Origin of the sequence: uncultured Rothia sp. (assembly GCF_963507905.1) — a bacterium.
Lineage (GTDB): Bacteria > Actinomycetota > Actinomycetes > Actinomycetales > Micrococcaceae > Rothia.
In genome coordinates, this window is record NZ_CAUOUU010000001.1 from 1 (window position 1) to 12,825 (window position 12,825).

The window sequence follows — 12,825 nt, forward strand, 5'->3', positions numbered from 1 at the left end:
AGCCTCCCGTTTCTTGGACTTTAGTTTTGGTGTCCAAGAAACGGGAGGCAGTTCAAAGGTGCCCGCCGGGGCTTTGCGCTGTCTAATTATGCGCGGGTGCTAGAGCTGATACAGCCCGCGCAGCTCGCGGCTGAACGCATCCGAGGGACCCTTGCCGCAGGAGTTGGGGCGCGGCTCAAGGGTGACCCGCTCAAAGAAGGTGACCCAGGTGCGTCCGTCGGTGTGGGAGGTGAGTGCCGCCTCCATAGTGGGATGCTCGGAGAAATCTTTAGAGGAGAACATCGCAAAAAATTCAGGGGAGAACTCAGTGCTTGTCTCGACGTTCACATCGATGCCCGCCTCGCGGAGTGCAATGAACGCCTCCCGCCCCGATGTTTCACGTGAAACCAAACCGCCAGAGGTTACTTCTTCACCCTTTTTCTCCAGCTCGAGGCGTACGGCAACCTCCGCCGCCTGCTCCACCGGGGTATCCGTGCTGCGGCCTCGCAGACCGTGCAGCGACGGAATGGAACGACCCGTCAGCGACAGGTACGCCGCCAGCGCCGAAGGCTCCGAGAGGCGACCGTAGGTGTAGCCGGTGGGCAGCATAATGCCGACCGGGGCAAAACGGTGACCGCCAGTATGCGAGCACTCCCAGACCGCATTACCCGGCAGGATATCCGCCAGGTGCGCCGCAATGGGGCGACCACGCAGGGCGCAGCAGCGGTCACGCTTGGAGTGGGTGCACACGAGAATGGCGGGGGATCCCATGAGCTCCGCACCGGTCGCCTGAATCAACTCCTGGGGGTTGCCCAGGGGCAGGTCGAGCAACTGTTCGGGGGTGCTCACGCTGAACGAGTAGAGCTTCTCCTCACCCGGGGTGCAGAGCGCGTAGAGCACCCGGTGGGTCGGGTTGCCGGATGCATCCGGCGCGCCGTGCAGTACACGCCCTGCCCTGCCCGCCTGGCGGATCAGCAGGAACTTCAAACCCGCCTGCGAGACTGCCTCGCCCAACGCCTCCGAAAGCTCCTCGCCGAGGGCGGATCCGTCCAGCACGTCGCGCCCCCATTGGCCCACGTGTTCGAGCGCCAGCCAGGCGGTGGCGCGTCCGGCGGTGCCGCCGAGTGCTTCGTCGTCGTAGAGGGAGCAGGAGTCCGCCGGGATGCTCGTGGCGCGGGTACGCGAAGACAGCTCGTCGGCGTGTGCGGCACGCAGGTTGTTCAGCTCGGCGGGGTCACTGGTGCGTGGCTCGGGGGTTGCGGGGGTGCAGGATTCAGTCATAATTCCTCGATTCTACGCCTGCAGGATGTGGATGACCTATGTTGCCTCTGCGCGGTCTAAATGCTGAAAGACAACCGTTCAAGGGTGATTTTTAGGGATTATCAGGCGGTTAGCTACTCGGGAAGGAGTGCCAAAGCGACGCGGTAGAGGTGGTCCTTCTCGTCGGAGCTACCGAGGAAGGAACGGAGCATGTACCCCTGAAAAACCATCATGAAGGCGTCTGCGGTGTCGCGGGCGTAATCGGTGATGAGCGACTCCTGCTCGGGGGTGCGCTGTGCCGGATCGGGGTTAATCTCGTGCAGAACGCTCAGCTGTTCAGCGGCCCAGGGGGTGAGGGTCTTTATGATGATGCTCTGTAGCAGGGGAATGATGTCTGCGGTTGCCCTGGCGATTTCGGGTGCGTGAAGCGATTCAAGGCGGATACGCAGCATGGCGGAGAAGTTCTCGTTAACCATCTGGTTGGTGTAGATGGTCTCGAGAATGTCCTGGGGGCCTGCGCCTTCGGGGAGTGCGGCGTAGAGATTTTTGACGTTTTCGAGGCGCTCGTTGATGGCGGTGACGAGGATGTCTTCTTTGCCAGTGAAGTGCGAGTAGATGGACCCGGAGGACAGCCCGGAGGCTTTGATGATGTCGCTCATGGAGGTGTTGGTGTAGCCCTTTTCGAGGAAGCAGCTAACGGCAGCTTCGATGATTTGGGCCCGGCGTGCGGCTTTGGTGGCGTCTGTTAGTCGGGGCATGGTTCCAGTCTAGGGAGTTGGCGTAAAACTTACAAACACAATGGAAATTCTTTTTGTGACTTTGTAAACAAAATGGCTATTGTGTTTGCGCTCGGTCAAAAACGGGAGTAGAGTTCTGACTCGTAAACGAAACAAGCATTTTGTTTGGAGGTTGTCATGAGCAACGAACCCACCACCGCAGTCACCGCAGAATCGGTGAGCGCCGCCAACCCCATTACCACCGAAACCACCAAGACCCTGGCAGAAACCCCCGAGCGTTCCTCCTGGATCAAAGTCATCAGCACCTCGCTGCTGGCATCCCTGATCGTTTCGCTCGTTATCCTCGCCTTCACCTGGCCCACCAAAACCATGGAAACCAAAAACCTGCCCGTCTCCATCGCGGGCCCCGAGGTAACCGTCAGCCAGTTCGAACAGTCCCTCAAAGACAAGGGCATCGAGACCTTCGAACTGAAGCAGGCATCATCCCGCGAAGAGGCCGAGCAGCAGATCAAGCAGCGCGAAACCTACGGCGCAATCGTTTTCACCGAAGGTGCCGCACCCGAGGTGCTGACCGCCCCCGCCGCGAACGCCGCAGCAACCCAGATGCTCAACGGCGTTGCTACCCAGCTGAACGCGCAGATTCAGCAGAAGGTACTCGCCGCCAAGACCGAGGCACTCACCCAGGCGGTGCAGGCCGGCGGTGAGCAGGGTGCGCAAGCCGCCGCCCAGCTGGAGCAGATGAAGGCGCAGGCCGAGCAGGCATCCGCCATGGCTGTGAAGACCACCGCCGTGGTGCCCCTGAGCGAGGGTGACTCCTCCGGTTCCGGTATCGCTATCTCCGCGTTCCCGCTGGTCATTGGCGGTATTTTGGGCGGTTCGTTCTCAGCCCTGCGCGTGAACGGCACCTGGCGCCGCTTCGCCACCGCAACCCTGTACGCCGTCATCGCCGGTGCGCTGACCGCCCTGATTCTGAGCACCTGGTTCGGTTTCATCCCCGGTGACTTCGCAACCCTGTGGGCCGCATTCGGCGCAACCTACCTGGCTACCGCATCCTTCATGATCGGTATGGGTGCCCTGCTGGTTCCCGCCGCTGGCCTGGGTCTGGGCGCCGTGGTGACCATGTTCATCGGTAACCCCATTTCGGGTGCGTCCATGCCGAGCGCGTTCCTGCCCGGTGCGTGGGGTCAGATTGGCCAGATGATGGTTCCGGGTGCCTCCTCGACGCTGCTGCGTTCGATTGCGTACTTCCCGGAGGCCGCAACGAGTGGCCAGTGGCTGGTGCTCGGTTCCTGGATTGCGTTCGGTCTGCTGACCGGCGTGATTGGCTGGGGTCTCAAGGAGCGCCGCACCGCAACGGTGGAGGCATAAGCGCCGCGGGTTGGGTCGCCGGTACAACGTAAGAAGGGTGTGCGCCGCGTTCACTGAACACGGCACACACCCTTTCGGCACACCGACTATTACCGGCTGTTATTCGCTGTTACTGGTTGTCGAGCACGTACTGCTTGAACTGCTCGTCCCGGCGCTTGAATTCTTTAAGCTCATTCTCCAGGGCTGCCTGGTTCTTGGCGACGAGCGGCTTCTGGTACTGCGCTTCCAGGTCGTAGAGCTTCTGTGAACGGCCTACATCCTGATTGCACTGTGCCTGGATGACGGCGATTCGAATTTCCTCTTCTGAGGGGGTGGTGCTCTGAGGAATGTTCTTTTCTTCCTTGACGGTCACCTCACTATCGGGGGTGAGGCCCTTGTCCTTGACGCATCGCTTCCATTCGTCGTCGAGGGATTTTTTGAGCTGTCTATCCCCAGCGGCGTTTCGAACGTCAGTCTCCACACGCCTATACGTGGCGGAGCCGAAGGGTATCTCTCCAATTTGCTTCATCTCATCGCTGGCGCGCTGATAGCATTCGGTGCTGACATCCTTCCCGGGGTCGGATGAGGGTGCAGGGGAAGACAGGTCCAGCGTATTCGAGTCTTCGCTCTTGTGGAGGCCGTATTTTTGGGCGTACTCAACGTTCCAGATTCCGTAGGTCCTGCCCAGGTTCCTGCCGGATCCCTCGGTGCGGACAAACATCTTGTAGTGTTGCCCGTGTTCGGCAAAGCACTTTTTGCGGGCGAGCTCAAGGGCTTTGGTAAAGTATTCGTCTTTGCCGGTGGTGTCGTATGCGTCCAGGGGTAGGATTACCTGGTCATTTTCTGCGTCGAAAATCGCGCGGGCACTTTCGTCCTTCTCTAGAGAAGGGCCGAAGGAGCAAGAAGACAGCACAGCGCTGATGAGGGCAGCCGCCAGAAGCTTTTTCAAAGCTGACATGGTGTATATCCAATCTGTTACGGGGAGCCCGTGGCGTCGCGGCCACAACCCCCCCCGTAGACCACGCGAACTAGGTGGCCTTGAGAACACTTCTTGAGAAGGTGACTTAACAATACCCCTAGTGGATGCGGGTTTGTGCTCAATAGGCTGGTGCGTGCAATAGAAAATTTTCTGCCGCATGGCGGGTTTGGTGCCGGTTGCGGATTTGCCTGGTGAGATTACGGTGAGATTGCGCAGGATAGGTCGGTGCACCTGATTTGGTGCCCCGCCCGCCTCGCGCCACAATGAACACATGACCGCAGAAGACACCACCACACTAACCAGCGCCAGACTCGACCTCTGGCTCTGGTCGGTGCGCATCTTTAAAACCCGCTCCCTCGCCGCCGACGAATGCAAAGGCGGCCACGTGCGCGTTAACGACGCCCCCGCCAAACCCTCCCAAAAACTCAAAAAAGGCGACGTGGTGCGCGTGCGCTACCCCGGCTGGGAACGCGTCTTCAAAGTCGAAAAACTCCTCGTCAAACGCGTAGGCGCCCCCATTGCCGTCACCTGCTACGAAGACCTCTCCGGCCCTCGCCCCGCCTACCTCTCCATGCCCCCGGTCGCCAAACGCGAACGAGGCAGCGGCCGCCCCACCAAGAAGGAACGCCGCGCCCTCGACGAACTGCGCGGCCGAGGCACCTAAAGCGCATCTCGCACGCCTATCTCGCAGAGTGCACCCCGCCCCGCGCGCAGGCACCCGCCGCGGCGGCGGGGAGTAGCCTAGAAGGATGAGCACACAGAAGCACCCGAACAACGCGTCCGGTCAGAACGCCGTGAACCCCAGCGCGAATGCCGCCGCGAACACCTCCGAGCCTTCGCTGAACCGGCGCATCCTCGCCCTCGCCGTACCCGCCTTCGGCGCGCTCATCGCCGAACCCATCTTCGTGCTCACCGACTCCGCCCTCATCGGCCAGCTCGGCAAGGCAGAACTTGCGGGCATGAGCATCGCCGCCACGCTCGTCACCACGGTCGTGGGCCTCATGAACTTTCTCGCCTACTCCGTCACGCCCGCCGTGGCGCGCGCCTTCGGCGAGAAGAACCTGCGCCGCGCCTGGCAGATCGGCGTGGACGGCGTGTGGGTCGCCTTCGGCCTCGGCATGCTCCTCATGATTGCCGGATACGCCTTCGCAGACCCGCTGCTGCGCGGCCTCGGCGCGACCGACGAAACCATGAGCTACGCCCTCGACTACCTGCACCACTCGCTGTGGGGCATTCCGCCGATGATGATTATCCTCGCGCAGGTCGGCATGCTCCGCGGACTGCAAGACACCGTCACCCCGCTCAAAGTCGCCACGGTCGGCACACTCGTGAACATTGTGCTGAACTGGTTGCTCATCTACCCGGTCGGCTGGGGTGTTGCCGGTTCGGCGACCGGCACCTCCCTCACCCAGTGGGGTATGGCTGCCGCGCTCGGGGCGGTCATGATGCGCGGCACCCGCGAACACGCCGTCCCCTGGGCACCCGACGTAGCCGGCATGCGCTCGGTGCTCTCGCTTGGCTCCTGGCTTATGCTGCGCACCCTGTCCATGCGTATCGCCTCCCTGCTGACCGTGTTCGTCGTGGCACGATTCGGCACCGAACACACCGCCGCCTACCAGCTCGGCATGGGCGTATTTAACCTCTTCCTCTACGCCCTGGACTCCCTCGCCATCGCCGCCCAAGCGCTACTCGGCAAGGAACTCGGCGAACGCGACCTCAACGTAGAATCCGAACGTGCGAAGGTGCGCCAGTTGAAAAACCGGCTGCTCCGCATGAGCCTCATCTACGGCGTCATCACCGGCCTGATCTGCCCGCTTATCGGCTTCTTCGGCTCCTGGATTTTCACGCAGGATGCGCAAGTTGCGTTCCTCTTCACCATCGCCACCGTCATCATTGCGCTCGGTCAGCCCATCGCCGCGTACGTGTTCACCCTGGACGGCATCCTCATGGGCGCGCAGGACGTGAAATACCTGGCAATCGGCTGCTTCATAATGCTCGTGATGTACGTGCCCGTCATGCTCGGCCTGCACTGGGCTGTCGGCGCCGGCACCATGGATGCGCTCGCCGGGTATTGCGGCTTGTGGGCGGCGTATATTCTGTACTTCCAAGGAATCCGCGCGGTCATTTTCGGTCGCCGCGCCCGCTCGGATGTGTGGATGAAAGCCGGTGCCTAGTAGGGGCATCATAGGGGACGCTCGGGGTGCCAGCCCATCGGATTCTTACGCCCGCTAACATGACACCGGCAATACGACCCCGGCGCTCGCGGGCGTATTTCCTGCGGGCGTAACTCGCCACATTTAGACCGCCCGCACCCTCCGCAGGTGTAGCATGACAGGGTATTGAAACCCTCATGCAAAGGATGAAACCGTGACCGTAACCCGCGAAGAAGCCCTCGAAATTTTCGCCCGCCGCCGCGCAACCCGCGCCTACGACCCCGACCGCCGCGTCAGCGACGAAGACTTCGCCGCAATCCTCGAATTTGCGCGCCTGTCGCCCAGCTCCGTCGGCACCGAGCCGTGGAAGTTCCTGGTCATCCAGGACCCCGAACTGCGCGAAAAGCTCAAGCCGATCGCCTGGGGCATGGTCGGTCAGCTTGATGACGCAAGCCACCTGGTCGTGCTGCTCGCGAAGAAGGGCCTGCGCTACGACACCCCGTGGATGCGCCGCACCCTCGAAGGCCGCAACCTCACCGAGGAGCAGATGGAGGCCGCACTCGAGCGCTACAGTGACTTCCAGAAGAACTGCATTAAGGTTCTGGAAGACGACCGCGCGCTCTTCGACTGGGCATCCAAGCAGACCTACATCGCCCTGGGCAACATGATGACCGGCGCCGCAATGCTCGGCATCGACTCCTGCCCCATCGAGGGTATGGACTACGATGCAGTGAACGAGCTGCTGGCTTCTGCTGGCTTGTTCGACCCGGAGGAGTTCGGTGTGTCCGTGGCTGTGACCTTCGGTTACCGCGCCCACGAGATTGCGCCGAAGAGCCGCCGCTCCATCGAGGACCTGGTCACCTGGGCGTAAGGTTTTTGCCGGGCTGTTGAGGCTCGGGTTTTCGGGCGGGCGCTTGAGCTAAGCGTTTGAGCTAGATGTTCAAGCCGCCGCCCATGAAAACTAAATATAAAGAAATGCACCGCCTTTACACGGGCGGTGCATTTCTTTATATTTTTACCGCGCGAAAAGCACGGTAAGATGCGCTTTTGAATTTTTCGTTTGAAATCGCGTGGGGCGATTCAGCCTGTATAACCGTGCCAGCCCGTATAGCGGCGGAACGCTACTTCCTAAACGCCGTCAGACGCATAGAATTCAGCACCACAAACACCGAACTAAACGCCATTGCCGCAGCCGCAATCATCGGGTTCAGCAGGCCCGCCACGGCAACCGGAATAGCCGCCGAATTGTAGGCGAACGCCCAGAACAGGTTCGACTTAATGGTGCGCAGCGTAGCGCGGGAGAGACGCAGCGCCGTGACCACCGAAGCAACATCCGAACGGGTCAGCACAATATCGGCTGCCTCCGCGGCAACGTCCGTGCCCGAACCCATCGCAATGCCCAGCTCAGCAAGAGCCAGCGCCGGGGCGTCGTTCACGCCGTCGCCAACCATCGCCACGCGGTGACCGGCCTCCTGCAACTGGCGCACCACCTGCGACTTACCCTCGGGGGTCACGCCGGCGTACACGTTCTCGGCCGAAATACCGACCTGCGAGGCGACCGCCTGCGCAACCTGCGGGGCATCACCGGTGAGCAGGATGGGCTCCAGACCGAGCTCGCGCAGCTGCGCCATGGTCTCGGCGGCCTCCGGCTTGGGGGTGTCGGCAACCGAAATCATGCCGACCGGCTGCAGAGCGGAGGCACTGCTCAGGGCCTCACCGTTCGGGGCCTCATCATTCGGGGCCTCGCCGCGGGCGACAACCACCGTCGTCAGACCCGCCCGGCGAGCCTGATCCAGCAGAGCCAACTGAGCCTCACTCAGCAGCGCACCCGCCGCCTGCAGGTACTCGGGAGTACCCACCACAACCAGCTGGGAGGCGCCACTCTCAGCGCCTTCACCCGCGCCGCTCAGCACGCCGCGCACGCCTCCGGGAACACCCTCAAAGCCGCTCACGCTCGGCGCCGAAGCGCCCTCTGCCAGCACGCCCTGCTCACGGGCAAAACCGGCAATCGCGCGGGCAATCGGGTGCTCACTCAGCGCCTCCACGGCGGCGGCATCACGCAAAACAGACAGGGAACGATCGTTCTTGGAACCGGCAGAATCCGGCGAAATACCGGACAAGTCACCCGCCGACTCATAGTCACCAAAGGTGCCGTAGAATGCCACAGACATCTCACCAGTCGTCACCGTACCGGTCTTATCCAGCACCACGCGATCAACCGTGCTCGTCGCCTCCAACACCTGCGCATTACGAATCAAAATGCCCAACTGCCAGCCGCGACCCGTACCCGCCAGCAACGCCGTCGGAGTAGCCAAACCCAAAGCGCACGGGCACGCCACCACCAGTACCGTCACCGCCGCATTAAACGCCGCCGCACCGTCACCAGAAACCAGCCACCAACCGACCAGGGTCAGCACCGAAATCACCAAAACCACCGGCACAAACACTGCAGAAACACGATCCGCCAAGCGAGCAATCGGAGCCTTCGTCTCCTGCGCGCTCGCCACCAGCTCGCCCATCTTCGCCAGAGTCGTCTCAGCGCCCACACGGGTGGCGCGCACCGTCAACGAACCAGACGTATTCACCGTCGCACCCGTGACCGCATCACCCGGATGCACCTCAACCGGCACAGACTCACCCGTCAACAGGGACGCATCCACCGCCGACGAACCCTCAACCACCACGCCGTCCGTGGCAATCTTCTCACCCGGGCGCACCAAGAACAGGTCATCCGGCATGAGGTCCTCCACCGGAACCTGAACCTGCTTCGTCACGCCCTGCTTATCGGTGCGCAGCAGAGTCGCCTCCTTCGCACCCATACTCAGCAGGGTGCGCAGCGCCTCCGAAGAACGGTTGCGAGTGCGGTGCTCAATCGCGCGGCCAATCAGCAAGAACAGCGTCACCATGGACGCCGAATCAAAATACAGCGGCGCATGGTTGCCGGTAAACATCGACCAGAAACTACCGCCCGCATGATGCACATGCGCCGTCAACGCCGGGTTCATGAGCAGCTGCGCCAGCGAATAGAAATACGCCAACACCACGCCAAGAGACACCAGCGTATCCATCGTGGACGAGCCATGACGCGCATTAATAAGCGCCGCCCGGTGGAACGGCGCAGCACACCAAAACGCAACCGGTGCCGTCAGAACCGCCACAACCCAACCCCAATTCGGGAACTGGAACGACGGGAACATCGAAATCAAGAAAATCGGCACACCCAAAATCGCCGCATAAATAATGCGGTCAGTGAAGCCGCCATTCATGCTCGGGGTGCTGTGCTGGTTGCCGCCGCCGGATGCGCTCGCGTTCGTTCCAGCGCCCGCGCGCGGCCCGTTCTTGAGGTGCGCCGTGTAGCCGGCATTGTTGATGGTCTCAACAATCTGCTCGTCGCTCACACCCTCGGGCACAATAACGCGCGCCGACTCCAGCGGCAGGTTCACCGCCGGGTCAACGCCGGGGATTTTGCGGAGCTTACGCTCCACACGACCCACGCAGGATGCACAGGTCATACCCTGAATATCCACGTGGATGATTCGGGTTGACTCCGTTGATTTTACGGTCGTTCCGGTAGAATTAAAAAGAGAACGCTCACTCTGTGATGAGGGCTCACGGGTGCTTGTTGAAGGCTGTGTAGAAGACACAATACTTCCTCAAAACTCAAAAACGGGAGGGTAGAAAAAAGGTACACCAAGCCGGGGGAGGGGCCCCGAAGGACCCCGCCCCGGACGGTGTATGGTGCAGTATCGGGACGCGGCATCGAACGCGCGCGAGGGCGAAAGCTGCGGTGGGAGTAAGGCTGTGGCGGCTCAGTGGTCGCCGGGCAGACCATCCGGCCTGCTCGTATGCGGACGAATACCGGTCACCTTCGCGCCACGATCAGACACACCGTAGGCACGCTTCACGGCAGCCCGCGGGAACGGCGAAGCGTTCGCCTTCTCACGCGCCTTCACGCCCTGCTCGTGCTCGGCGGAACGCTTATTCGCGCTCGTGCCGCTACGTCGCGCCGCACCGGGCGCATCCTCACGCGCCGTGTATTCGGGGCTCTGCTTCACCCACGAATCGACCAGCGCCGCATCCAGATTCATCTGCCTGGCCACGCGGGTGATCGCGTCGCGCAGGTGCATGTTTTCGGCGCCGACAAGGGTGCGGACCGCGCCAACAACCATCGCAATGTACTGCGGAGGGTAAGCCATGATGACTCCTAATCGAGCCGGCTGCCGCGCTAGACGGCGGGGGTGAAGCCAGCCTCTACGATAGCGTCTGCAACAGCCTGGGTGTTGAGGGTGCCCTCGTGCTCAATGGTCACGGTGGAGATGCCGTCCTTGACGACGTCCACGTTCACGCCGGTCACGCCGGGAACTTCGCTGATCTCTTCGCTGACGCTCATAGCGCAGTGGTTGCAGGTCAGGCCGGTTGCCTTAACGGTGGTGGTGCTCATGATGAGTTCCTTTCGATAATGGGTTGAAAACTTGGGTCCGCCCGGTGTTTAGGTGCGGGGCGTTTAGCTGCGCATGAGGCGGGAGATCGCGGCGGTTGCCTCTTTGACCTTGGCCTCTGCGATGGTCGGGTCGCCGGTGCGTTCGGATTCGACGGCGGCGCCGGTCACGCAGTGGCCGATGTGCTCTTCGAGCAGGTTCAGGGAGACGGCGTGGAGTGCCTTGGAGACCGCGGCAACCTGGGTGAGGATGTCGATGCAGTATTTATCTTCGTCGACCATGCGGGCGATGCCGCGGACCTGCCCTTCGATGCGGCGCAGGCGCTTGAGGTGCGCCTCTTTGTTGGAGGCGTAACCGTGCTGGGTTTCGGGCGCCTCGCCGCCGCAGCATGCGCCGGTGTGTGCCTTGGTGGGTTCCTCAGTGGGGGCGCCGGATGCGGTGCTGACCTGGTCGGATGTGCTGTGGCAGCACTGGTTGTTGGTGGTTTCCATGACTCCAGTATATACCCTAGGGGGGTATATTGCAAGGGGGCGTTACGGACTGTTACGCGGTGAGGGTGCGGGGGGGGGGCTCGTCGATAGGGGGATTCTTCGATAGGTTAGTGACTTTAATGCGGGTTAAAGACCCGCGGCGAAGACACTAACCTATCGAAAGTTCCCCCGGTCCTCCCTTATGAACGGCGAAAAGCCACATGTGTTTCGAGAAGCCACCAAAGAAGTGGCTTTTCGAAACACATGTGGCTTCTCAGCATAAGACCCACGGGGCTGATTTACATGTCGGGCCAGTCACGGTGCAACGAATACTCCGTGTCCCCGTCACCGTTATCGTTCAGGTGCCAGCGCTGACCGGTACGAATATCGGCCTTGCGCAGACGCGGGTTCGGGTTATCTTTCTTGCCCATCGTCGGGTCGTTCTTGCAGCCCCAACGAGTGTCGTCATAGCTGCAGTCACCGGCTACGCGTCCCACATCAACCCACCACACACGCACCAGCAACGGGTCACTGGTCGCCTGCGGGGTCACCATCATCATCTGCCACGGACCACCATCCACACGGAAACGAGCCGTGTAATGCACGGTCGCATACGCGTGGAAGTTACCCGAACGCTTGTAGGCGTAGCTGGTATCCGTCTGACGCGGACGCTCACGAGGGTAGGTGGTGACCGGTTTGCCCGCTGTGTAGTTGGTATCTGTATCTCCGTTGCCGTACTCGATGACATAGGAGGAGGGCATGAGCTCAATTTCGACGTGTCCGGCGAGCATGTCTGCTTCCAGACGGTAGGGGCCTCCATCATCGACGTAGAAGTTGATCTGGTCGCCCTTGTAGACGTTGGGGTCCCCTTCTGCTCGGCCGGTTCCTGCGGGGTTGTTGTAGGACTGGTGCAGGGTCGGCTTGCCCGGCTCTAGCGACTCTGCAGCGTGGCGGATTTCCTCCATAACTTCTTCGTAGGTCGGGCCGGCGGGACCCGGGCTGTCGGCACTGGTCAGGGTGCGGGTATCGTTGGGAATGCAGCTAGCAGAAGAAGGACTATGTCTGCTTCCACCACGGTCGATAGGAATTCCGTTTTCGTCTACGGTCATGTTTGTATATCCAACATGCCCTACTCGTCCGTCTAGCGTGGTGCAGAAGAAATTGTTGGGGTTGTCTTTATAAGATGTAACATAAAATCCCTCGCGCCGTTTTGTCGTATCTGTTTCGGGGGCAGGCGTTACTGGCTGGTTTGTAACGGAATCAATATCTGAAGCGCTTCCTGTTCTTTCCGTATTTTCATTTCCAACCATTTCTTTAGGAGGAATTTTCTCTTGGCATATGCTAGCAGTATTATTTGATGAACATTCACTCGTTTTTACATCTGCAAATGAGGGGAGAATACTAAGTTGAAATATTTGTATGCTTACAAAAGGGAGGAAGAGAATTTTATGCCACTGCTTC

12 protein-coding genes are annotated in these 12,825 nt (G+C 61.1%); 4 read left to right on the top strand and 8 right to left on the bottom strand.

All coding sequences use genetic code 11. From position 1 onward, the window contains the following. Positions 1 to 99: 99 nt before the first annotated feature. Positions 100 to 1,260 carry a sucrase ferredoxin gene (locus tag RQ593_RS00005; RefSeq protein ID WP_311449446.1) on the bottom strand — a complete coding sequence of 387 codons (1,161 nt, stop codon included), beginning with the start codon at positions 1,258 to 1,260 and terminating at the stop codon, positions 100 to 102. A 113-nt stretch (positions 1,261 to 1,373) separates the two neighbouring features. Further along, complete coding sequence (locus RQ593_RS00010) at positions 1,374 to 1,997, bottom strand: TetR/AcrR family transcriptional regulator (RefSeq protein WP_102033606.1); 624 nt, start codon at positions 1,995 to 1,997, stop codon at positions 1,374 to 1,376. Between the two features lie 156 nt (positions 1,998 to 2,153). Between RQ593_RS00010 and RQ593_RS00015 the strand changes: the two genes are divergently transcribed. Further along, positions 2,154 to 3,344: an ABC transporter permease gene (locus RQ593_RS00015; RefSeq protein ID WP_311449447.1), complete on the top strand. Its 1,191-nt coding sequence runs from the start codon at positions 2,154 to 2,156 to the stop codon at positions 3,342 to 3,344. A gap of 109 nt (positions 3,345 to 3,453) precedes the next feature. On the opposite strand, the gene RQ593_RS00020 is transcribed toward RQ593_RS00015, so the two are convergent. Next, positions 3,454 to 4,281 (bottom strand): UDP pyrophosphate synthase, encoded by an 828-nt coding sequence (locus RQ593_RS00020; protein WP_311449448.1) that lies wholly within the window; start codon positions 4,279 to 4,281, stop codon positions 3,454 to 3,456. 292 nt (positions 4,282 to 4,573) lie between these two features. Here RQ593_RS00020 and RQ593_RS00025 point away from each other — a divergent pair, with 292 nt between their 5' ends. The 3 genes from RQ593_RS00025 (at position 4,574) to RQ593_RS00035 (ending at position 7,326) form a co-directional block, all read left to right on the top strand. Continuing rightward, positions 4,574 to 4,966, top strand: a complete 393-nt coding sequence (locus tag RQ593_RS00025) for an RNA-binding S4 domain-containing protein (RefSeq protein ID WP_311449449.1) — start codon at positions 4,574 to 4,576, stop codon at positions 4,964 to 4,966. An 85-nt stretch (positions 4,967 to 5,051) separates the two neighbouring features. Further along, complete coding sequence (locus RQ593_RS00030) at positions 5,052 to 6,476, top strand: MATE family efflux transporter (protein WP_311449450.1); 1,425 nt, start codon at positions 5,052 to 5,054, stop codon at positions 6,474 to 6,476. Between the two features lie 193 nt (positions 6,477 to 6,669). Then, on the top strand, positions 6,670 to 7,326 hold the full coding sequence (locus RQ593_RS00035; protein WP_311449451.1) for an NAD(P)H-dependent oxidoreductase: 657 nt from the start codon (positions 6,670 to 6,672) through the stop codon (positions 7,324 to 7,326). Between the two features lie 250 nt (positions 7,327 to 7,576). Here the strand turns inward: RQ593_RS00035 and RQ593_RS00040 are convergent, their stop codons facing one another. The 5 genes from RQ593_RS00040 to RQ593_RS00060 form a co-directional block, all read right to left on the bottom strand. Then, a complete protein-coding gene (locus tag RQ593_RS00040) occupies positions 7,577 to 9,982 on the bottom strand; it encodes a heavy metal translocating P-type ATPase (protein WP_311449625.1) in 2,406 nt (801 codons plus the stop codon). A gap of 282 nt (positions 9,983 to 10,264) precedes the next feature. Then, positions 10,265 to 10,651, bottom strand: coding sequence for a hypothetical protein (locus RQ593_RS00045; RefSeq protein ID WP_005507683.1), 387 nt, complete (start codon positions 10,649 to 10,651; stop codon positions 10,265 to 10,267). A gap of 29 nt (positions 10,652 to 10,680) precedes the next feature. Further along, positions 10,681 to 10,896, bottom strand: a complete 216-nt coding sequence (locus RQ593_RS00050) for a heavy-metal-associated domain-containing protein (RefSeq protein ID WP_311449452.1) — start codon at positions 10,894 to 10,896, stop codon at positions 10,681 to 10,683. 63 nt (positions 10,897 to 10,959) lie between these two features. Beyond that, the gene (locus tag RQ593_RS00055; RefSeq protein ID WP_311449453.1) at positions 10,960 to 11,385 is read right to left on the bottom strand and encodes a metal-sensitive transcriptional regulator; all 426 of its coding nucleotides are present in this window, start codon (positions 11,383 to 11,385) and stop codon (positions 10,960 to 10,962) included. Positions 11,386 to 11,663: 278 nt separating this feature from the next. Then, positions 11,664 to 12,473, bottom strand: a complete 810-nt coding sequence (locus RQ593_RS00060) for a hypothetical protein (protein WP_311449454.1) — start codon at positions 12,471 to 12,473, stop codon at positions 11,664 to 11,666. Between the last annotated feature and the right edge of the window lie 352 nt (positions 12,474 to 12,825).

Coding starts and splice junctions, on each gene's coding strand:
- RQ593_RS00020 (WP_311449448.1), bottom strand. CDS start 4,281: ATGTCAGCTTTGAAAAAGCTTCTGGCGGCTGCCCTCATCAGCGCTGTG.
- RQ593_RS00045 (WP_005507683.1), bottom strand. CDS start 10,651: ATGGCTTACCCTCCGCAGTACATTGCGATGGTTGTTGGCGCGGTCCGC.
- RQ593_RS00030 (WP_311449450.1), top strand. CDS start 5,052: ATGAGCACACAGAAGCACCCGAACAACGCGTCCGGTCAGAACGCCGTG.
- RQ593_RS00025 (WP_311449449.1), top strand. CDS start 4,574: ATGACCGCAGAAGACACCACCACACTAACCAGCGCCAGACTCGACCTC.
- RQ593_RS00010 (WP_102033606.1), bottom strand. CDS start 1,997: ATGCCCCGACTAACAGACGCCACCAAAGCCGCACGCCGGGCCCAAATC.
- RQ593_RS00005 (WP_311449446.1), bottom strand. CDS start 1,260: ATGACTGAATCCTGCACCCCCGCAACCCCCGAGCCACGCACCAGTGAC.
- RQ593_RS00055 (WP_311449453.1), bottom strand. CDS start 11,385: ATGGAAACCACCAACAACCAGTGCTGCCACAGCACATCCGACCAGGTC.
- RQ593_RS00050 (WP_311449452.1), bottom strand. CDS start 10,896: ATGAGCACCACCACCGTTAAGGCAACCGGCCTGACCTGCAACCACTGC.
- RQ593_RS00015 (WP_311449447.1), top strand. CDS start 2,154: ATGAGCAACGAACCCACCACCGCAGTCACCGCAGAATCGGTGAGCGCC.
- RQ593_RS00060 (WP_311449454.1), bottom strand. CDS start 12,473: ATGACCGTAGACGAAAACGGAATTCCTATCGACCGTGGTGGAAGCAGA.